The 19,445-nt window shown below is 45.0% G+C and carries 23 protein-coding genes; 16 read left to right on the top strand and 7 right to left on the bottom strand.

Features of this window, described 5'->3' with window-relative positions; all coding sequences use genetic code 11:
- The first annotated feature begins 11 nt into the window (after positions 1-11).
- The 11 genes from LZG72_RS04325 (at position 12) to LZG72_RS04275 (ending at position 9,852) form a co-directional block, all read left to right on the top strand.
- Positions 12-1,295, top strand: a complete 1,284-nt coding sequence (locus tag LZG72_RS04325) for a dihydroorotase family protein (protein ID WP_233867980.1) — start codon at positions 12-14, stop codon at positions 1,293-1,295.
- Positions 1,292-1,852, top strand: coding sequence for a DUF4199 domain-containing protein (locus tag LZG72_RS04320; RefSeq protein ID WP_233867977.1), 561 nt, complete (start codon positions 1,292-1,294; stop codon positions 1,850-1,852). Before LZG72_RS04325 ends, LZG72_RS04320 begins: the two co-directional genes overlap by 4 nt.
- 44 nt (positions 1,853-1,896) lie before the next feature.
- Positions 1,897-2,412, top strand: a complete 516-nt coding sequence (locus tag LZG72_RS04315) for a DUF4199 domain-containing protein (RefSeq protein ID WP_233867974.1) — start codon at positions 1,897-1,899, stop codon at positions 2,410-2,412.
- A gap of 36 nt (positions 2,413-2,448) precedes the next feature.
- Positions 2,449-3,177, top strand: a complete 729-nt coding sequence (gene gldF, locus LZG72_RS04310; protein ID WP_233867971.1) for a gliding motility-associated ABC transporter permease subunit GldF — start codon at positions 2,449-2,451, stop codon at positions 3,175-3,177.
- 239 nt (positions 3,178-3,416) lie between these two features.
- Entirely contained in the window at positions 3,417-3,962 is a 546-nt protein-coding gene (locus tag LZG72_RS04305) for an RNA polymerase sigma factor (protein ID WP_233867969.1), read from the top strand.
- The gene (locus tag LZG72_RS04300; RefSeq protein WP_233867967.1) at positions 3,959-4,870 is read left to right on the top strand and encodes an anti-sigma factor domain-containing protein; all 912 of its coding nucleotides are present in this window, start codon (positions 3,959-3,961) and stop codon (positions 4,868-4,870) included. Before LZG72_RS04305 ends, LZG72_RS04300 begins: the two co-directional genes overlap by 4 nt.
- 150 nt (positions 4,871-5,020) lie before the next feature.
- Positions 5,021-6,739 (top strand): FAD-dependent oxidoreductase, encoded by a 1,719-nt coding sequence (locus LZG72_RS04295; RefSeq protein ID WP_233867965.1) that lies wholly within the window; start codon positions 5,021-5,023, stop codon positions 6,737-6,739.
- Positions 6,740-6,788: 49 nt separating this feature from the next.
- On the top strand, positions 6,789-7,022 hold the full coding sequence (locus LZG72_RS04290; RefSeq protein WP_233867963.1) for a DUF4160 domain-containing protein: 234 nt from the start codon (positions 6,789-6,791) through the stop codon (positions 7,020-7,022).
- Positions 7,012-7,239, top strand: coding sequence for a DUF2442 domain-containing protein (locus LZG72_RS04285; RefSeq protein ID WP_233867960.1), 228 nt, complete (start codon positions 7,012-7,014; stop codon positions 7,237-7,239). Before LZG72_RS04290 ends, LZG72_RS04285 begins: the two co-directional genes overlap by 11 nt.
- A 101-nt stretch (positions 7,240-7,340) precedes the next feature.
- Positions 7,341-7,568 carry an FAD-dependent oxidoreductase gene (locus tag LZG72_RS04280; RefSeq protein WP_310590543.1) on the top strand — a complete coding sequence of 76 codons (228 nt, stop codon included), beginning with the start codon at positions 7,341-7,343 and terminating at the stop codon, positions 7,566-7,568.
- 211 nt (positions 7,569-7,779) lie between these two features.
- Positions 7,780-9,852, top strand: a complete 2,073-nt coding sequence (locus LZG72_RS04275; RefSeq protein WP_233867957.1) for a tetratricopeptide repeat protein — start codon at positions 7,780-7,782, stop codon at positions 9,850-9,852.
- Here LZG72_RS04275 and LZG72_RS04270 read toward each other — a convergent pair.
- The 3 genes from LZG72_RS04270 to LZG72_RS04260 are packed head-to-tail and all read right to left on the bottom strand — an operon-like array spanning position 9,844 to position 11,098.
- A complete protein-coding gene (locus LZG72_RS04270) occupies positions 9,844-10,182 on the bottom strand; it encodes a DUF86 domain-containing protein (protein ID WP_233867953.1) in 339 nt (112 codons plus the stop codon). The genes LZG72_RS04275 and LZG72_RS04270 overlap by 9 nt on opposite strands.
- Positions 10,172-10,657, bottom strand: coding sequence for a nucleotidyltransferase family protein (locus LZG72_RS04265; protein WP_233867951.1), 486 nt, complete (start codon positions 10,655-10,657; stop codon positions 10,172-10,174). The genes LZG72_RS04270 and LZG72_RS04265 overlap by 11 nt, the downstream gene beginning before the upstream one ends.
- Before the next feature lie 6 nt (positions 10,658-10,663).
- Entirely contained in the window at positions 10,664-11,098 is a 435-nt protein-coding gene (locus LZG72_RS04260; protein ID WP_233867949.1) for a helix-turn-helix transcriptional regulator, read from the bottom strand.
- A 179-nt stretch (positions 11,099-11,277) separates the two neighbouring features.
- On the opposite strand from LZG72_RS04260, the gene LZG72_RS04255 reads away from it, so the two are divergent.
- Both LZG72_RS04255 and LZG72_RS04250 read left to right on the top strand, forming a co-directional pair.
- Positions 11,278-11,577: a hypothetical protein gene (locus LZG72_RS04255; protein ID WP_233867948.1), complete on the top strand. Its 300-nt coding sequence runs from the start codon at positions 11,278-11,280 to the stop codon at positions 11,575-11,577.
- Between the two features lie 110 nt (positions 11,578-11,687).
- On the top strand, positions 11,688-12,353 hold the full coding sequence (locus tag LZG72_RS04250; protein WP_233867946.1) for a hypothetical protein: 666 nt from the start codon (positions 11,688-11,690) through the stop codon (positions 12,351-12,353).
- A gap of 35 nt (positions 12,354-12,388) precedes the next feature.
- On the opposite strand, the gene LZG72_RS04245 is transcribed toward LZG72_RS04250, so the two are convergent.
- On the bottom strand, positions 12,389-12,604 hold the full coding sequence (locus LZG72_RS04245) for a HigA family addiction module antitoxin (protein WP_310590542.1): 216 nt from the start codon (positions 12,602-12,604) through the stop codon (positions 12,389-12,391).
- 361 nt (positions 12,605-12,965) lie between these two features.
- Here LZG72_RS04245 and LZG72_RS04240 point away from each other — a divergent pair, with 361 nt between their 5' ends.
- Genes LZG72_RS04240 through LZG72_RS04230 form a run of 3 tightly spaced genes read left to right on the top strand, consistent with a single transcriptional unit; the run spans position 12,966 to position 15,897 of the window.
- Positions 12,966-13,211: a hypothetical protein gene (locus LZG72_RS04240; protein ID WP_233867944.1), complete on the top strand. Its 246-nt coding sequence runs from the start codon at positions 12,966-12,968 to the stop codon at positions 13,209-13,211.
- Entirely contained in the window at positions 13,201-15,228 is a 2,028-nt protein-coding gene (locus LZG72_RS04235) for a S8 family serine peptidase (protein ID WP_233867942.1), read from the top strand. The genes LZG72_RS04240 and LZG72_RS04235 overlap by 11 nt, the downstream gene beginning before the upstream one ends.
- A gap of 15 nt (positions 15,229-15,243) precedes the next feature.
- Complete coding sequence (locus LZG72_RS04230) at positions 15,244-15,897, top strand: hypothetical protein (protein ID WP_233867940.1); 654 nt, start codon at positions 15,244-15,246, stop codon at positions 15,895-15,897.
- Positions 15,898-16,012: 115 nt separating this feature from the next.
- Here LZG72_RS04230 and LZG72_RS04225 read toward each other — a convergent pair whose 3' ends face one another.
- From LZG72_RS04225 to nagA, 3 genes are read right to left on the bottom strand one after another with little or no spacing between them, the layout of a single operon-like run.
- Positions 16,013-17,401 (bottom strand): putative oxidoreductase C-terminal domain-containing protein, encoded by a 1,389-nt coding sequence (locus LZG72_RS04225; RefSeq protein WP_233867937.1) that lies wholly within the window; start codon positions 17,399-17,401, stop codon positions 16,013-16,015.
- A 45-nt stretch (positions 17,402-17,446) separates the two neighbouring features.
- Positions 17,447-18,223, bottom strand: coding sequence for a glucosamine-6-phosphate deaminase (locus LZG72_RS04220; RefSeq protein ID WP_233867934.1), 777 nt, complete (start codon positions 18,221-18,223; stop codon positions 17,447-17,449).
- Positions 18,213-19,424: an N-acetylglucosamine-6-phosphate deacetylase gene (gene nagA / locus LZG72_RS04215; protein ID WP_233867931.1), complete on the bottom strand. Its 1,212-nt coding sequence runs from the start codon at positions 19,422-19,424 to the stop codon at positions 18,213-18,215. The genes LZG72_RS04220 and nagA overlap by 11 nt, the downstream gene beginning before the upstream one ends.
- Positions 19,425-19,445 lie beyond the last annotated feature (21 nt).

The following is a 19,445-nucleotide window of genomic DNA, read 5'->3' as shown; positions in this document are numbered from 1 at the left end:
TAAAAACAAACATGAAATTGTTAATCCGTTCCGTACGAATCATTGATAAAAAGTCTTCATTTCACAATCAGCGTAAGGATTTGCTGATTGAGGATGGGAGAATTAAAGAAATTGGAGAGGGGTTGGAAGTAGGAGAAGCAGAGATTAAAGAAGGTACCGACCTATGCGTTTCGTCCGGCTGGGTCGATATGCGTGTGGCGTCCCGTGACCCTGGTTTTGAACACAAAGAAGACCTTACCTCCGTTCGCGAGGCGGCCGGCCATGGCGGTTTTACTGAAATCGTATTATTGCCAAATACCCAGCCCGTAGTTCACAGCAAAGACACGCTCAATTACATTCGCCAATCCGGTACTGGCGGGTTGGTGAAGCTGCATGTCGCTGCGGCGGTTACTAAGAAGGCGGAAGGGGAGGATTTTACGGAAATGATCGATCTGCATGAAGCCGGCGCCGTTGCATTTACCGATGGCGAACATCCGGTACAGAACACAGACCTTTTTCTGAAAACAATCTTGTATCTGCAGCCGCTCAATGCGCTGCTCATGAACCGGCCGGAAGACAGGCAGCTGACACTTTACGGACAAATGCATGAGGGCATTACCAGTACGTTGATCGGGATGAAAGGAATGCCTGCCCTGGCTGAGGAAATGATGCTGACACGTGATCTTAAATTGCTTGAATATGCATTGGAAAAAAGCTTATACCATTCCGACGCGCCGGTCCTGCATATTTCGCTGATTTCCACAGCAGCGGCGGTCGATCTGATCCGCGTAGCCAAAGAGAAAGGATTGCCCGTTTCGTGCGACATTGCCGCACATCAGCTTGCATTCGAGGATACGGATCTCATTGATTTTGATACAAACCTGAAAGTAAATCCGCCATTCCGCTCGGCATCTGACTTAGAAGCATTGCGAAAAGGCCTCGCCGATGGGACGATCGACGTGATTGTTTCCGACCATAGCCCGCATGATGAAGAAAGTAAAAACCTCGAATTCGACCATGCCGATTTTGGCATGACCGGGTTAGAAACGGCATTTTCACTTTCGGTTATGCACAGTGGATTAAAACTTGAAAATATCGTCGAAAAGCTGACTTCCGCGCCTCGCCATATTCTGAGGCTTAATGAAGCGCGGATTGAGGTCGGTGCAAATGCGAACCTGACATTCTTCGAGCCTGAAACCGAATGGGATTTTAATAAAAGCTACTCCAAATCAAAGAATACACCATTTTTGGGAAAAAGGCTGAAAGGAAAAGTGTGTGGTGTGATCAATAATGGAAAAACAGAGTGGTATTCATGAATGCGATTATAGAATATTTTAATAAACCCCTTTTAAAAGTTTCCCTGCTTTTCGGCCTGCTGACCGGCGTGCTGGTTTTTGTGTTTTTTATCGGATTGTACCTGATCGGCATTGTGCCGCTCGGCAATAACAAGATCCTGGATTTCGGGATCCATATTATCCTGATCGCATTTGCCTGCTGGTATTACCGCAAGAAAGTAGGCAATGGGTTTTTGCATATTTGGGAGGCATTAACGATCGGTTATGTAGTCAATACATTTGGTTCGCTCATTGCCGGCTGGCTCATCTACTTTTTTGTCACGTACATGGATCCCGCCATTTTTACAGAATACATTGCCCAAATGAAAACGCTCATGCTGAACGGCAGGGCGGAGCTGGTGAAGAACATTGGAAATGCGGAGTTTCAAAAGATGTTTAATGAGGTAGGAAACATGCAGCCATCCGGGATTATCATGGATGAGGTAAGCAAGAAAACAGTCATGGCAATCATACCCATTCTCGTTATTTCGCTGATTTTCAGGAAGCAGGATTACAGCGTATTTGGAAATAAACCCTAAATTTAGATTACTCCTAACCTATCAATTCTCAACAGAAATTCAGAATGGAAGAAAAAACATCTACCGCACGCGTTGCACTTAAGTACGGAGTGGTGGCTTCGGTTGTGATCATGGTATATTCCACGATCATCAATGTGGCCGGACTTTCACAAAATAAGATACTTTCATCCTTGTCTTTCGTCTTTATGGTCGTTGCTATTGTGCTGGCAATGAAGGATTTCAGGCAGCAGAATAAAGGCTTTATGTCTTATGGAGAAGGTCTGGGACTTGGGTCGCTGCTATCCGCCATTATGGGATTGCTGAGCTCCGCATTTACGATGTTTTACATTCAGTTCATTGATAATACATTGCTTTCGAGCGGAATGGATCAGGTGCGGGAAGATATGGAAAGGCGTGGAATGGACGATTCGCAAATTGATCAGGCCATGGAGCTGTCGCAAAAATTTATGTCGCCCGGAGTCGTTTTTGTAATGGGCGTTTTGGGTTACCTGATTATGGGCTTCATTGTTTCCTTAATAATAGCTGCGATTATCCGCCGTGAGAAGCCTGTTTTTGAATGATGGCGGTTACGATTTGTCTGTTTAAATAACCAGAAAGTGTTAGCAATTTTCCGAAAAGAGATTGGCAGTTTTTTCAACTCTTTGATAGCCTACATCGTGATGGCGGTTTTTCTGACTGCTATCGGACTGATCGTATGGGTTTTTCCCGAATCCAATATTCTCGACTACGGTTACGCCGATCTGGGGTCATTTTTCAGTCTGGCACCATATGTACTCATTTTTCTGATCCCGGCAATTACCATGCGCTCGCTGGCCGAAGAATCGAGGAATGGGACGCTGGAATTGTTGTTGACCAAGCCGCTCCACGATTACGAGCTTGTGATCGGGAAGTTTCTTGCAAATTGGGTTTTGGTACTGCTCACCTTACTGCCGACGGTCCTTTATTATTACAGCGTTTATGAGCTGGGCAATCCGGTTGGGAATGTGGATTCGGCGGCAGTTTTCGGATCTTATATCGGGCTGTTATTACTCAGTGGGGTGCTCGTTTCCATGGGATTATGGTCGTCTTCCCTGAACGATAATCAGATCGTTGCATTCATACTCGGCGTGTTTCTGGCGTTTATCTGGTATGTTGGCTTTGGCGCAGTTTCAGCACTTTTCGGATCGGGCGCATTTGCTGCTTTTTTTTCCTGGGCTGCATTGGATCAGCAATATCTGGCTCTCGGAAAAGGTCTTCTCGACTCCCGTAACGTCATTTATCTCCTCAGCCTGATGGCTTTCTTCATCTTCCTGACACTCTGGCGGGTAGAAAAACTCAGAAAATAGATTTCAGATTCCAATCCAAATAAGGGTTTGATCCAATCCGGTGTGATGGGCGTATATACCTAAAACCACACTAAACGATGATCACAAACACGCTATCGCGACGACCTCTGCCACTACCCATTTTGCTGGTTTCCTCATGGATTCAGAGAGAAACAATTTATTGGAATAGCGGTGACTGGTTCTACGGAAATTTTATTAGATTGCCAGTAAGTAATTTACAATTAAATGTTAAGCAACTCTTGGCTACCAGCAAGGTAAAATACTCGGAAGAGGAATTGGTGCTAGCTCTTAAAAGAAACGAGCGGACCGCATTTGAATTCCTGTACGACCATTACTCAGGAGCTTTGTTTAATATCATTTCCAAAACCTTAAGAGACGAGGAAAGGGCCGCAGATGTATTGCAGGAGTCTTTTTTGAAGATATGGAAGAATATCGCTTCCTATAATCCCGAAAAAGGACGGCTGTTTACCTGGATCATGAACATTGCCCGAAACGGTGCAATAGACGCGGTCAGAGCGGAAGGGAGGAAGCCGGTAATGGATGATATCGAAGACAAAGCCGCCCTGAATGAGCGGGATGTGTACGAGGAATCACAGAATTCCAGTTCGGAAATGAAGGCAATCATTAATATGCTCAGGCCCGAAAGAAAAATTCTCATTGATATGGCCTATTTTCAGGGCTATACCCATGAAGAAATTTCAGAAGAGCTCAGCATCCCTCTCGGGACGGTGAAATCGAGGATCCGAACAGCATTACAAGAGTTAAAACAATACTTTGCAGTATGAATATCCAAGCCTACATAGAGTCCGGTATATTAGAGGAATATGTATTGGGCACTGTTTCTTCTCAGGAAAAGCAGGAGGTGGAGTGTATGTCTCATATTTACCCTGAGATAAAAGAAGAGCTGTTGCGTACAGAAAGTGCTTTGGAAGAATACGCACTGAAACATCAAACCGCTCCTCCAGCTTCGTTGAAGGAATCGCTTTTTGCTAAAATGAGTTTTGACGCAGCTCAGGAAATAAATGATGAAATACAGGCTGGCGATCAGACGGCTGCTTATGTTGAGACCATCAGCGGAACAGAGCCTGCGGGTACCATTGAGCCTGTACGTGCGGAACCCAAAATTATAGACAACGTATTTGATCAGGTTGAAACACGAGAAGTAACGCCGCTTTGGGCCAAAATATCGGTTGCTGCCGCGGTGGTACTGGCGATTTTGGCGGGATGGTCAGCCGTTCAAATGACTGAATATAAAGGCAGTAGTGAGCAGCTGGCGTCGGAAATGAGTGGAATGAAAACGGAAATGGCAGATATGAAGTCAAGTCTGGAATATAACCAGGCACTGGCGACACTCTACCGCAATCCTGAATACAAAACCATTCACCTGGCGGGACTGGAAAAGTCGCCTCAGAGCTCAGTATCCGCATTCTGGAACCAGAAAACGAATGAGGTTCTTATTGACGTACAAAATCTTCCCGCAGCTCCCTCCGGAAAGCAATACCAGCTTTGGAGCATTGTAAATGGCGAAGCTGCGCCGATGGATATCGGGGTGATTGACAATCAGTTTACTGGCAAGGTTCTGAAAATGAAAAATACTAAACCTGGCTCCGCCGCATTCGCGATCACGTTGGAAAAAGAAGGTGGAGTGCCCTCGCCGACGATGACGGAGATGTATGTGATGGGGAAGGTGTAACTTGTCAAAGTGAGCAAACCCATTTGTCATGCTGAGCGCAGTCGAAGCACGCTGCTGGGAAGTAACGTGCTTCGACTGCGCTCAGCATGACAAAGGCCAGCTTAGCATGACAAAAAGGTAAATGGAATGACAAAACGATATAGCTAATATATGAAGCGTCGTAATTTTTTAGGAAGTATCACATTAGGTGGTGCACTTGTTAATAACATATCAGAAGGTCCGGATGCAAACTCCGGGCCTTTTTTGCGTGAAAATCGCTCGCGGGAAACACTTACTGCCGACCTCGTCATTGCCGGCGGCGGACTTGGCGGCTGCGCGGCGGCGTTGGCTGCATTGCGGAATGGCGTATCTGTGATCCTGACGGAGGAAACCGACTGGATTGGCGGGCAGGTTTCGCAGCAGGGTGTACCGCCCGACGAGCATCAGTGGATCGAAACGCATGGCTGCACGAAGGTGTACCGCGAGTTTCGGAACAATGTGCGGGAGTATTACAAAAAGCATTACCCGCTCACCGAAGAAGCCCGCAGCCGCAAAAACCTGAATCCCGGCGACGGAGCTGTGTCCCGGCTTTGCCACGAACCACGCGTTGCTGTGGCCGTTTTGACCGAAATGCTGGCACCTTACCTCAGTACCGGTAAGCTGACATTGCTTTTGGAACACAAAGCCATTTCGGCGAAAGTGGTTGGTAGCCGCGTGCAGTCTTTGGTGGTTTTGAATAAAAAAACGAAAAATCGCTACACACTCTCGGCACCTTACTTTGTGGACGCTACCGAGCTCGGCGACCTGCTGCCTATGACCGGAACCGAATTTGTGACGGGCACGGAATCAAAGGCTGAAACGAACGAGCTTCACGCACCTGAAAAAGGAAATGCGGATAACGTACAGTCATTCACCGTCTGCTTCGCAATGGATTACCAGCCCGGCGACAACCATGTGATCGAAAAGCCGGCGGAATATGAGTTCTGGAAGAATTACGTGCCGAAAATGGCGAAACCGTGGTCAGGTAAGTTGCTGGGACTTTCGTATTCCAATCCCAAAACCCTCGAACCAAAAGAGCTGGGCTTTCATCCCGAGGGAATCGCGACTGGCGACAAGCTGAACCTCTGGAATTACCGCCGCATGATCAGCAAAGCCAATTTCGTCCCCGGCACTTACAAAGGCGACATCACGATCGTAAACTGGCCGCAAAACGACTATTTCCTCGGAAACCTGATCGGGGCCAGTGAAAAGGATTTTGAAAAACACGTAGCCAGAGCCAAGCAGCTGAGCCTGTCGCTGCTCTACTGGCTGCAAACCGAAGCCCCGCGCCCCGACGGCGGCAAAGGCTGGCCGGGAATCCGTTTCCGGAAAGACATCATGGGCACCGAAGACGGCCTAGCCAAATACCCGTACGTCCGCGAATCCCGCCGCATCAAAGCCGTTTTCACCATCAAAGAAGAACACGTAGGAGCCGCAAACCGCGAAATGGCCGTCGCAAACGGCGCCCCATGCCCAAAAGACAAATCCGCCGAATTCCACGACAGCGTAGGTGTAGGCTACTACCACATCGACCTCCACCCCAGCAGCGCCGGCGACAATTACATCGATTTCGCATCGCTGCCATTCCAAATTCCATTAGGTGCGCTCATCCCCATACGCATGGAAAATTTGCTTCCGGCTAATAAGAATATCGGGACTACGCACATTACCAATGGCTGTTACCGCCTGCATCCGGTGGAATGGAGCATTGGGGAGGCTGTGGGGTTGCTGGTGAAGTTTGCTTTTGGGAAGGGGGTTGCGCCGCGGAGGGTGCGGGAGAAGAGTGAAATGTTAAAAGGGTTTCAGGAGTTTTTGAAGGGGGAAGGGGTTGAGTTGGAGTGGAAAAGGTGAAATGAATTAAATAAAATACTCATAGATTGTTAAAATATAAAAAGACGATATGCCTACATTATTTATAATTTTTGGTCTGAGGTTCTATTTTTATTCCAATGAGCACTTACCGATTCATGTTCATGTTAAGAATGCAGACGGTGAGGCAAAGTTTGAGGTAGATCCTGTTAAACTGGTAGATAATAAAGGTATAAAGAGGAAAGATATTAGTTTAGCAGAATCTCTAATCGAAGAAAACAAGGAAGTCATCATTGCTAAATGGAAAGAGTATCATGGAAATTGAAATAAAAAAAGTTTGGTTCAGAGATGATCATATATTTATCCAAACCGTATCTGGTGAAGAGCGCAGCCATCCTTTAAAGTGGTTCCCGAGATTATTAAATGCGTCTAGCGATGAAAGGGAAAGCTACGAATTATCTCCTTTCGGAATTCATTGGGAGAAGCTTGATGAAGATTTAAGCTTTGAAGGTTTCTTTTCCTTTTCTAAGCAGCAAGCTTAATTCTCCCAAAGTAGCGCCGGAGACAATTACATCGATTTCGCATCCCTTCCTTTCCAAATCCCGCCGGGCGTCGTACGCTCGGTGCGCTCATCCCCATATGCATGGAAAACCTGCTGTCGGCAAATAAGAATATTGGGACTACGCATATTACGAATGGCTGCTACCGCCTGCATCCCGTGGAATGGAGCATTGGGGAGGCTGTGGGGTTGCTGGTGAAGTTTGCTTCTGGGGAGCGGGTTGCGCCGCGGGTTGTGCGGAAGAATGCTAAATTATTGAAAGGGTTTCAGGAGTTTTTGAAGGGGGACGGGGTTGAGTTGGAGTGGAGGTAATCGAAATACCACATACGCTCTAAGTGTCAAGACTTTCCATAAAAAAAATCTGGCAGGTCGTATTTAAAAAATATCAGGGTAGAATACTCTTCGATATAAAGAAATGTAAGACCATATTTTAAAACTTAAAATCAGAAATGAAGAATACCATGGTCTTTAATAATTAGAAGATTCTTGCTAAATTCGATTTAATCATTTTGTCCAGTATAATTTGAGAATCGGACCACTAAATTTTACCAATACTTTAAGATGGATTAGAGCATATCCTAAACGATTTGTAATCGCCATATCGCTACTTCTTGGTTTTCTAGCAAACCTTGACTCTTCACTAGCCCTTTTTGAACGATTGACACCTTTGCTGCCTAAAGACAAAGAGCAGTTTCCTAATTTCTCGTTAAACAATGGTAGAGATTCTCTTTTTGTATTAGTTACTCGGTTTGAGAATTTTGACTCTCTCCATCCTACTAACTGTTTTGGCCAATTTCTTGTTTCTAGAATAAATCATAATGCAGAACAGGGACGATTGCCAATCAAGGCGATATATGTCACAGATGCACCACAATCATCAAAAGAGTCCGATGCTTTGCAAAGTAAGTACAATGCTGATGTGACACTATGGGGAAGTATCCAGAATTTACGTGAAACTTGCGCAGAAGGAGACATATGTTTTAAAAGTAATGCTAGTAAAGCGCTAATAAATCTTGCAGGGGGAAATTCAAATCTTGTTAGTACTGAGGTAGTATATCAAAAAGGTCTTACCCCGTCTGATATGGAACTAGGTAATTTTCATATTAAGGAAAAGCGGTTTGATTCTTGGCTACTCACTGTTTATAATTTTAAAGTCGGATTAGCGAATCCGGATTTATATGTTGTTGATACTACACTATCTGATGTTGAACAATCAGATAGCTTTGTAGAGAAAAGTTATCTTTTCGAGATGCTTAAAAAAGCGAATTCAGCATTACATAGTGCAAATCAAGCAGTTGCTTGTAATCCTAAAAATGTTAATGCGCGCGTTCAAAGGGCTAGCTTAAATTTTGACAATAACGACTTATTCCCGGCACTTGCAGATCTTAATTATGCAATAAAATTGGAGCCAAGAACATCAATATACGCTTTGCGAGCAATTGTAAAGGTGGATTTAGGTCTAAAAGAGGCGATAGCGGACTTTGATACAGCTATAATAAGGGAAAGGGTTGAACATAAATTAACGTCTCTATCGAAAGGTATGTCGAAGGATACCTCGTCCATAAGGTGGTTATCTGCTGCTTATCAAATTAAGGCATCTGTTCATCGTACTTACAGAGAATATGATTTAGCGTTGCAGTCGTTAGACTCTGCACAAGTGCTTAATCCGAAATCAGCCAGTATAAATGTTGAAAGAGCATTTTGTTATCGAAAATTGGAGCAAGATAAAAATGCATTAAAAGAGTTTAAGAAAGCTATTCAAAAGGAGCCTTCTGTCGAAGCATATCGTGGCCGAGCTTCAATTTTGAATTCTATGGGGAAGAGTGAAGAAGCTTTGGATGATTTGACTTACGCAATTAGTATATCACCGAAGAACGCTGACTCATATGTTGACAGGGGTAGAATCAAGGAAGAGCTTGACGATATTGTGGGAGCATCCAAGGATTATAATCAAGCTATACTGCTACAACCATCGAATTCTCTGGCCTTCCTTAGACGGGGAAATATGCGTCTTTTCTCAACTTACGATTATTGGGGAGCGGTAAGTGACTTAGATAGGGTTTTAAAACTTTCCCCGGCTCTCCCAATTATTAGTAAGGGTAATTTGGCCTTCGCCTATCTAAGTGCAGGAGATCACATGGCGGTGCTCAGTGCTGTTAACTGGGATTTGCGAATGGGAAATCGTGCGTCTGAATTGTATTATTATCTTGGGCGCGCTCATCTCGCGATGAAGGATACGTTAGCTGCAATTGAGAATTTCCAAAAAGTAATGTCGAATGGGCAGATTACCTTTGTCCATTTCGACGCGATGGAAAAATTGGCATTAATTTATTATGACCAGCGCAAGTATGATCAATCTCGAATATTGTTTGAGGATCTAGCCATTTTGCGTCCCAAGCATTATATATGCCACTTGATATCTAAGCTTTATTTGTCAAGACATGAATATGGACGTGCATTGAATTGGATTAATAAAGCTATTGCGCTTGACGATTCTATTGGTCGATACTATATTTTGAGAATGTACATATACCAATCTGCACTTAATATTGAAGGTCAGGTAAGCGCGTACCCATACGTTAATGTTTTATTCTAATATGAGTAAATGGATTTCTTCTCGCAATCCCGGCAAATGCCTCACCACAATCCCCCAAATAACATCATCAGAAACCGAATCATAACCATGAATGATCCGATTTCGAACATCGACAAGCTTTCGAGAGTTGGAGATTTGAATGGAGCTGTCTTTCTTAATAATGCGGTTCATTGCCTCGCCGATGATTTCAATGTTTCTTTCGACGGCGCGTTTTGTCCGCAAATCAGCTTGATAGTTTGCGAAAAGCATTGGTCGATCAGCAAAGAAGCTTTCGATTTCTGCTATTGCATTGAGCATGTCGTATAACCATGTTTTAATTTCATTGTCCATACACAAGCTGCTTTTGCTGATTTATATTTTGCAGGAAATATGGATTTTTAATCGCTTTCTCTTCCAGTAGATCAACCGGGCGTTTGAAAACATCTTGCAATGAGAATTTGAAATCAAAATAGTTGTCCGCGTAATCTTCGACTTGCATCGGAGTGAAGTCAACGATGAGATCAATATCGCTGTCGCGATCAAACCGATCTGTCAAAACAGAACCAAATGCATATAAGCTTTTGACATTGTATGCTCTGCAAAGTTTTACGATCTCCTCTTTATATTTTTCCAGCATGTTCATCTCATTGTCTTTTCTTTTCAATGTATGAAAATCCTCCGGCTTAATTTTTACAATTTCGTTGCCTCTCATTACTACTAGTGCGGAATTTTTCTGTCTTTTGAATTCAAGAACACTTTCAAAAGTCTTTTGCATTCCGAAGAGTATCTTCTTCTCTAATTCCTGAAATTTTTCCTCCTCAGTCATAGCAATTCAGACTTTGATATTACCACCAATCAACTTCTCCAACCTCCCCATCATCTCATCCTTCTCCTTCAACATCCGTTCATAAAGTGCCAATTTTTCATCGTGCAACTTTCTTATTTCCTCAAGAGGATTAATGTTGAATGTGGGCGTGTTTCCCGTATTTACAAATGCACTGTTATGAAATGTGTTGGAAATGATATTCACGACTTGTTCCTCATCAAAATTCCGTATTGCGTCAGCGGGGATTTTAAGAATCGCCGAAACTTGTTCCAATATGTCGGAATCGATCTTTTCTCTTTGTTCGAGTAGAGAAACCTTTTGCTGGTTCCATTCGTCGCCGAGCTCGAAGGCAAGGACGTCCTGCTTGATCCCGAGCATTTCGCGGAAGCGTTTCAGGTTGCGGCCCTCGTGGATCTTCGGGTTGGAGGTAGTGGGTGTCATGCGGAAAGCGGTTTTGTTGAAAGGGCAATTTAGATAAATCCGTCGGTAAGTTCTCAGGTAATTTACGAGTAATCTACCCGCCTGGCGCGTTGGGTACATTCCGCAAGAATTCAGTGCTTTGCTGCATCATATAAAAAGTCAATGCAAGGGTTTTCTTTCACACTTAAAATCAACAAACAATGGACACGAAAACACACTTGGAAGGATTGACAGACGCCCAGTCAGCAGACACTCAGTCAGCAAATGCCCAGACGGTAGATTCACGTTTGATCGCGTACGGCATGGAAGTAGGCGCATTGCTGAGCAGCAGCACCACCGCAACCTGGACGGAAGAATTATGGACGATGTTCAGCGGTCTCATGCTCGCCCAAAACGAAATGGGGCATATGCCGAAGTTGGGCAATACGTACTTTTCGTTTAAGGAATTGCTGGAGTTTTTTGAGAAGGTGGAGAGGATTCGGCGCGGTGAAGTTTCTTAGTCTTTCCCGTCGGTTTAAACCGACGGGAAGAGATAAAGGGGAGTTTTGATTCCAGAGGAAAATTCGCTTATATCGTATTCTGAATCAATCTGTTTAGCCTTTGAAAGTGTATGAAAAAATCATTTACAATTCTGGTATTCGCTTCCATGTGCATATCTACTTTGGCGGTGGCGCAGCGAGCGTCGCGTTGGGAAATTGGCATTCAAGGTGAATATGGCCGGGATTGGTACCATAAGACGTATGCGAGGGAAATTTTTTACGAAGGTTCTATTACCGATTTTTCATCGAGCCGTTCGTGGGGCACCGGTATTTATTTCGAAAAACCGCTCAATCCGAAGTTTTCAATGATAGGGCAGTTGGGTTATGCAGTTAAGAAAGTGCATCCGGAAATTTTTCATACCTACAACAATACAGCGTCACAGCACTATTTAAGTGAAGTACATCACAGGGGCGCAGTAGACGCCGGGCTGCGGTGGTATCTCAATCCAGGTTCAAAAGTCCGGTTTTTCGCGGAAGGTAAGCTGGGTGCCAATGTTTTCATCTCTGCCGTACAGCAGGAGCAAAGGTTTGGAAGAATAGTCCGTTCAGACGTTTTCGGCTTCGAGCGTGTAGCACCGGTTGCATCGGGTTCGCTGGGGCTGAAATGGTCGCGATTGACCGTTTCAGCGGAGTATCGTCAGGATTTGATTACGTCTAAAAGATATGATGGGAGGACTGGGATTGACGGAAAAGGGGTTTTTGGGAAGGTTGGGTTTGCGTTGTTGCGGGGGAAGTAGCTTGCAAAGTGTCAGGCCGATTGTAGTTTTCCGCTTTATAAAGGTCGGAAATGCTGGATTGTATTGCGCTCGACATTCCTTTCCGCATGCCAAAGGTCATAATTCCGCTGAATATCCAGCCAGAACTCTGCGCTGGTGCCAAATGCTTCCGACAAGCGTACGCACATTTCTGAGCTGATTCCCTGATGCTCGTTTAAAACATTCGAAAGCGTTTTGCGGGTGACACCCAAGCCATTTGCGATTTCTGCCAATGTATAATTAATAATTATGCCCGGTTTCCTCTCGCAAGCCTTCGATTGTTTCTTTAATCAATGCGCCCGGGTGGGCAGGTCTCATTCCTCGTTTCATAGTGCTGCGAAAGTAGCAAAATATACCAGGGTAGCTCATATTTGCAAGTGTTGCCAGAAGAGAAAACTAGGAGATGGAAACGAAATGCCCGACATTTCGGTAGGCTGCTTTCCCCATAGAGTTTGAGTGTGAAACTTATTTTAGATACTATAATCCGTTAGTTCAATGAGCCCCACCGATTGAAAAGTCGCAAATTCCTAATAAGATAAAAACAGATACATAGCGGTCGATATTTTTTGGTTTAATCTAAAACTATTTGCCGCTATGATTAAGAATTTACTGTTATTGCTATTTCTAATCCAACAGATAGCTACCGCTCAGGATACCTATTTTTCTACAAAAGAAACCAGATATCCAATCAGATACAGTAGGACGAAGATTCTTGTAAAATTCAGAGATGCCAGAGAAGCGAGTCAGATTCGACTGGGAGAAATATCGGTGAAAGCAAAAAGCATTGAGCCGATTCACAGCATTCCGGATATGGCTTATGTGGTTTTCGATGCTGGTTAATGAATCTGGTGAGGACGTCGCTGGACTATCGGAACAGATTATCGTTAGACCGAAAGGAAATAATTCTATCCAGGATATTTTGAATGCATTTCGAGGGTACAATTTGAAGATTGATGCAGAGGATACGGATTCGGAAAAGAACTACTATCTGAGTGGCGAACTTGTAAGCAATAATCCATTTGATGCTTGCGAGAAACTGGAAGCTACCGGGCTGTTTGAATTCACGCAACCGAACTATCTCCGATTCGTTGAAATGGCCGGAAATCCCAATGATCCTCTATTTGCCAGTAACTGGGGGCTTGCCAAGATGAAATTGCCCGAAGCCTGGGACATCACGACTGGTTGCACAAGCATTAAAATAGCAATTATTGACGATGGCGTACAACTGAATCACCCTGATTTGCTTCCTAATTTAATTCCAGGCTTTGATGCAACCACATTCGGTACAAATGGTGGAACTGTTGCCGGCGAGGAGCAACACGGAACTAGGTGCGCAGGTTTTGCGGCCGCAAAAGGTAACAATGGTATCGGGATTGCGGGGGTAGCTTATAATAGCAAGATCATTCCAATCAGGGCATTTGGGACAAAGCCAGATGGGAACTTACGAACTGAAACACTGGATTCTTACATTGCTTCCGCCATCAACCACGCTGTCAATGTGAAGAATGCCGACATTTTGAATATGTCCTGGGGAATCACAGCAAGTGTAGCACCCGTTAATCAAAATCCAATAATCGAAGCTGCTCTCAACAATGCCGCTTTAAATGGGCGTGGGGGCAAAGGAGCGGTTTTGATTACAAGCTCCGGCAATAAAGGACTCAACTATCTGGCGCCATTGCCTGGAAATGTCAAGGATGTATTGGTGGTTGGAGCTTCCAAATCAAACGATACACGGTGGGAAGGTTCTAATGGCCCGACTCATCGGATCGATGTGGCTGCACCTGGCGCGTATGTAACAACTGTCGATGCAAGCCAGTATAACAATCAGCCTGTGGAAAATGCAACTTCATGGGCGGCACCATCGGTTGCAGGAGTCGCAGCTTTGGTTCTTTCAGTAAACCCAGGTCTAACACAAACGCAGATTCGAAAAATCATCGCCGAGACGTGCGATAAAGTCGGTGGCTATAATTATGTGATTGGTAATGGATCTTCATTTTCTGATCTATCACATAACAATGACCTTGGATACGGCAGGGTTAATGCACTGCGGGCAGTTGAAAAAGCGGCAGGTGCGCCAATCATAGGGCCAGACCTTGTCTGTGCTAGCGGAGGTTATACGCTCACGCAATTTCCAGCAGGCTCCTCTGCGGTATGGTCTGCATCCGCCGGATTGACGATGGCTGGTAACCTGGCTACTCGCCAAGCCGGGTACAGTGGCGCGGCAACTGTTTTCGCAACTCTGAACATCCCAAATGCCTGCGCGCCGGTAACCATCAAGCGTTCACTTTGGGTGGGAAATCCCAATATTGTCAAGACAGTTAATACTGTGGTCACAAGCACTGCATCGGTAAATGCAGGCGGACTTTACAATCTGGCTGCAACTTCATCTAGTCCGTTAACTACTTTCAATTATAATAACTACACGGGTTCAGGTGATATGGCTGTCGACATTTACAATCCCAATAGCCCGAGTACGCAAATGTATGTTCTGGCTAATTCGACAAATGGATATCGTAAAGTAAAGGTGATGGCAACAAACAGTTGCGGAAATTATGCGGAGGATTTTGTATTTTTATTATCATCCGGAATGCTGAAAGTCTATCCAAACCCGGCGAAAGACTTTTTGACACTTGAATTCGGTTCAACTGAAATTGAGGAATTCTTACCGTATGAAATTCAGCTATTCAGCGAGACTTTAACAAAACCTGACCGGATAATTTTTGTGAGAGAAACACTTGTTCAACAGAAAATAGCTATTTACGTTGGTGACCTGCCTCGTGGGACATATTACCTGCATTTACTTTATCGTAGCGATAAAAATAAGCGAATCGAAAAAGTAAGAATTGTTTTAAACTAACATTCTCAAACGCATATGAAAACATTTATCCTACTTCTCGGAATTATTGCTGGATGTTTTTACCAGGTTCAAGCCCAGCAAGCCGAATGGGAATTTGGCATTCAGGCCGAATCCGGCAGAGATTGGTATCATAGGGAATATTATAATTGGGAAACGCTTCCCGGCGGCTACATTCCAAACTTTCCTTCGTATCGTTCGGTGGGCACAGGCTTTTTTGCGGAGCGAGTGCTCAACCCAAACTTGTCCGTGCTCGGACAAATCGGTTATGTCCGGAAGAAAATGCCTGTCGATGTATTTGCAGAAGCAAGCCGGACTTTTGGGAAATGGATTTCAAAGGAAATGCACCATCGCGGAGCAATCGACATTGGAATGCGTTGGTATATTAATCCGAAGTCTCAAATAAAGCTTTTTGTGGACGGAAAGTTGGGAGCAAACATGCTGATTGCGGCTGTGCAGCGGGTCGAAGGTTTTGGGAACGTTGTGACCTGGGATGCTTTTGGATATAATCGAATTAATCCGGTTGCGTCCGGTTCGGTAGGAGCAAAATGGGGCAGGCTGGCAATTTCAGCTGAATATCGACAGGATCTTAGTCAGGTAAGGCGGGAACGCAGCTCGTCAGGTATTTCTGGAAAGGCAGTGGTTGGGAAGGTGGCGGTTACAATTTTTTAGAATTAATTGCTACTTGTCATGCTGAGCGGAGTCGAAGCACTCTACTGGCCAGCAAAGTGCTTCGACTCCGCTCAGCAGGACAAAAGTCAATTTCCGTCGGCTTTAGCCAACGGAATCATTTTCCTCCCTTCGCCTGTTTCAGCGCCATTGTCGTGATCCAATATTTCGTAATCATATTCGGCACTTCCCATTCAGGCAGCTTGCCGGCTTTCAAATACTCCATATACTTATTGGCAACCTGCGCGAAGTGCGATTCGTGGCCGGTATCGTATTTTGCTGGAATAGTGATTTCCCAGCCTGCCGCAATCTTTTTCAGCTCTACGCCCGGATACTTATCCTGTACAGATTTGAATGCCGCCGCCACGCCGTCTTCGTAGGCTTTCGACTTGTCGGTATTTTCAATGAAAAGTACAGGCTTGTATTTCTGCTCTTTACCCTGACGGACGATCAGGTTGGCTTTTGAGCCTTTCATGATCGAGTAATGCGTGTCGCCGGTGCCTTCCGGGGCCTGGAAGTTCCAGAGAACCGACACTTTTGCGTGCACACCTTTCAGTGAATAGTTGATCTCGCCATTGGAATAAACACTTAATGTTGAGTCTTTTACATCTTTGCTCAAAAAGTCGGGATACTTATCGTTTTTGGTGACAAGCTTGAATTGAGATGGCGTCAATTGCGTGGCAGTACGTTTTGTAGCCAGCAATTTCACATCTTTTTCATAATCTACAACCGCATCCGGGAAGGCGCTCCATTGAACCAGATCCACGAGGTGCGTGGTCACATCCACCATTCCTTCACCCTGCTGCGCCACGTCGAAAAACCAGCTTGGACGTACCAGCGGCTCGCCGGAAATGTATTTGAAATAATGGTGCACACTTTCTTTCATTACTGCCGGATTCTCAGGAGTACCTTTTTGAAGCTCGCCAAAAATCGCGGGCAATGATGCCAGTTCACGCTGCAATGCATTGGTAATCTCATAACGCTCGGTCATGATGTCGTACAAAAGCACTTTATTTTTCTCCGCGCTCGCAAATGCTTCTTTCAATTTATCAAAACCAGCCGCGTCGATCGCCATTGGTTTGTCGGCTAATACATTCAAACCTGCATCCACCGATTTTTTGATATAATCCGTTTTCTTCTGGTTATTTCCGGCCAAAACCACCACATTACCCTTCTTGTCTGCCAGCATTTTGTCCAGAAAATCGGTGCCGGTATATACTTCCTCTTTCCAGCTTGTCGGATTTTCGGGCGCGGCGTTGTATTTATCCACTTTGTCGAGATACGCTTTCACATCCGGACCTTCCGGCGCATACACGTGCACCACCGAATCGACATCAGCATACATCGATTTCTGAAGTAGCGCCGCGTGAAAGTGGCCGGGTTCTACAACGATCAGGCTCAAAGGTTTTTTCGTCGTCTCTTCCTTAGCTTCCTCTTTCTTCGAATTACATCCCTGATTTAATGCCATTGCGCTCAATAAAGCGATTGTCAAGAGTTCTTTTTTCATTTGAATGGATTGAGGTAATAGTTGCAAGATAGCTTCAAAACGAAACTATGCCTGACTGTACGACGATATTTCTTTCAGTTTCCCTGAACTTGCTTTGTCAATAAACAAAATGGCATTCGGATGTCTGCGGAGGATCGTGGACGGGAACTCCTCCCGAATTTCTTCTTCAACAGTATGGTAAATCGCATCCGCTTTTTTCTCGCCGGGTACAATGCAGAATGCATATTTGGCTTTCAATAAGGTCGGGATTGTTAGCGTCAATGCCGTTTCAGGTACTTCGTCGAATGTATCAAAGCATTCGTCATTCACCTGCTGCTGGCGGCAGGCATGATCCAGTTCCACTTGTTTTACGATCAATGGATCATCAAAAAAAGCAACATGCGGGTCGTTAAATGCAAGGTGACCGTTTTCGCCTATTCCCATACAAACAATGTCCGTCGGGTTATCCAGCAATAATTTCGAGTAACGTTCGCATTCCTTTTCCAGATCGGTTGCGTTACCGTCGAGGTATGAAACGGAATGAACGGGAACGTGATCGAACAAACGTACTTTCAGAAAGTAGCCGAAATTCTGCGGTGCATCGGCGGCAATGCCCACATATTCATCCATGTGAAATGCATTGATCTTCTCCCATTTCACTCCTTTTTCTTCTTTCAATGCGGCCAAAAACTCGTTCTGGGAGGGCGCAGAGGCAAATATGATATTTACAAATTCCTTTGTGTCCTGAATTTCACGGATCTTTTCTGCCACCATTTTAGCCGCAGTTTCCCCCATTTCTTTTCTTGTATCAAAAATCTGTATTTCAAGCTGATCAACTTTCATAGTTTGTGGTAGTAACACTCCTGTTTTTCTGTTCGTAAATAATTTTTCCTTTCACAATGGTCATTTCGACCTGTATATTTTCATCAAAAATCACAATGTCAGCATCCTTTCCGGCTGCCAGAGTTCCCTTTTTTTGATCCACACCCATAATGCGCGCCGGCGTGGCTGTCATCATCCGCACAGAATCGAGCAAAGAAACATCTGCCATCTTCACCATATTCCTCACCAATCTGTCGGCGGTCGAAACACTTCCCGCGAACGAGGTGCGGTCGGGTAACTTGGCAACGCCGTCTTCCACAATCACTTTCAACCCGTTTTTTAATGAGCCCAGCGTGCTTTCACCTTCCGGCATTCCGGCGGCGCGCATGGCGTCGGTGATCAATGCGATCCGGTCGGGGCCCTTTATTTTATAAATGAGTTTCAATAACGGAGCCGGCAAATGCACACCATCGGCGATGATCTCTACATCCATATCCAGCAGAAAAGCACTTTCAATCGTACCCGCATACCGAAATGCATTCCTCCGCGTCACGCCGGACATTGCGGAATATAAATGCGTCGCCAGCGTGTACCCGTTTTCGTAAGCTTCAAGTACCTCCTCATAAATGGCATCGGTATGTGCGACGGCCGCGAGAATGCCTTTTTGTTTTAATCTTTTTCCAAAATCAATGGCACCCGGTAGCTCGGGAGCCGCACTCCATCTTGTAATCGACGAAGAATAGGCCAGCACTTCTTCATACTCGGCTGGATCGGGATTGCGAATGTATCTCGGGTCCTGCGCACCCCGCTGACTTAATGCAAAATACGGCCCCTCTAAATGCATTCCGAGAAACTGCGCGCCAAACAAATTGGTCGCATTCGCCTTCTCGTAATTATCAAGTGTAACCAGCAAATCCTCTTTTTCACTCGTCAGCGTCGTCGGCACCAGCGCGGTAGTTCCATATTGCGCATGGGTTTCAGCGATTTTGAGAAAGGCATCGACGGTACCATCCATAAAATCATGTCCGCCGCCACCATGAATGTGCAAGTCGATAAAACCTGGTGCTACATATTTCCCGCCGGCATCAATCACATCCGAATCCGGAAAATCAATATCCCCCTCTTTAATCTCCAAAATCACCCCATTTTCCACGACAATGCTGCCGTTTCGAATGTAACGGTAGGGGGTAATGATGGTAGCATTTATGATTTTTAAGCGCATGGTTTTTTGCTTTTAGCTATT

It is taken from the genome of Dyadobacter sp. CY323 (assembly GCF_021390245.1).
Lineage (GTDB): Bacteria > Bacteroidota > Bacteroidia > Cytophagales > Spirosomataceae > Dyadobacter.
Note: the sequence above shows the minus strand (reverse complement) of the source record. Positions and strands in the feature narration are given on the sequence as shown.

Bases quoted from the DNA above. Each gene is read 5' to 3' on its own strand.
- LZG72_RS04325 (WP_233867980.1), top strand. From the start codon at position 12: ATGAAATTGTTAATCCGTTCCGTACGAATCATTGATAAAAAGTCTTCA.
- LZG72_RS04320 (WP_233867977.1), top strand. From the start codon at position 1,292: ATGAATGCGATTATAGAATATTTTAATAAACCCCTTTTAAAAGTTTCC.
- LZG72_RS04315 (WP_233867974.1), top strand. From the start codon at position 1,897: ATGGAAGAAAAAACATCTACCGCACGCGTTGCACTTAAGTACGGAGTG.
- LZG72_RS04300 (WP_233867967.1), top strand. From the start codon at position 3,959: ATGAATATCCAAGCCTACATAGAGTCCGGTATATTAGAGGAATATGTA.
- LZG72_RS04295 (WP_233867965.1), top strand. From the start codon at position 5,021: ATGAAGCGTCGTAATTTTTTAGGAAGTATCACATTAGGTGGTGCACTT.
- LZG72_RS04290 (WP_233867963.1), top strand. From the start codon at position 6,789: ATGCCTACATTATTTATAATTTTTGGTCTGAGGTTCTATTTTTATTCC.
- LZG72_RS04285 (WP_233867960.1), top strand. From the start codon at position 7,012: ATGGAAATTGAAATAAAAAAAGTTTGGTTCAGAGATGATCATATATTT.
- LZG72_RS04280 (WP_310590543.1), top strand. From the start codon at position 7,341: ATGGAAAACCTGCTGTCGGCAAATAAGAATATTGGGACTACGCATATT.
- LZG72_RS04270 (WP_233867953.1), bottom strand. From the start codon at position 10,182: ATGGACAATGAAATTAAAACATGGTTATACGACATGCTCAATGCAATA.
- LZG72_RS04265 (WP_233867951.1), bottom strand. From the start codon at position 10,657: ATGACTGAGGAGGAAAAATTTCAGGAATTAGAGAAGAAGATACTCTTC.
- LZG72_RS04260 (WP_233867949.1), bottom strand. From the start codon at position 11,098: ATGACACCCACTACCTCCAACCCGAAGATCCACGAGGGCCGCAACCTG.
- LZG72_RS04255 (WP_233867948.1), top strand. From the start codon at position 11,278: ATGGACACGAAAACACACTTGGAAGGATTGACAGACGCCCAGTCAGCA.
- LZG72_RS04250 (WP_233867946.1), top strand. From the start codon at position 11,688: ATGAAAAAATCATTTACAATTCTGGTATTCGCTTCCATGTGCATATCT.
- LZG72_RS04240 (WP_233867944.1), top strand. From the start codon at position 12,966: ATGATTAAGAATTTACTGTTATTGCTATTTCTAATCCAACAGATAGCT.
- LZG72_RS04235 (WP_233867942.1), top strand. From the start codon at position 13,201: ATGCTGGTTAATGAATCTGGTGAGGACGTCGCTGGACTATCGGAACAG.
- LZG72_RS04230 (WP_233867940.1), top strand. From the start codon at position 15,244: ATGAAAACATTTATCCTACTTCTCGGAATTATTGCTGGATGTTTTTAC.
- LZG72_RS04225 (WP_233867937.1), bottom strand. From the start codon at position 17,401: ATGAAAAAAGAACTCTTGACAATCGCTTTATTGAGCGCAATGGCATTA.
- LZG72_RS04220 (WP_233867934.1), bottom strand. From the start codon at position 18,223: ATGAAAGTTGATCAGCTTGAAATACAGATTTTTGATACAAGAAAAGAA.
- nagA (WP_233867931.1), bottom strand. From the start codon at position 19,424: ATGCGCTTAAAAATCATAAATGCTACCATCATTACCCCCTACCGTTAC.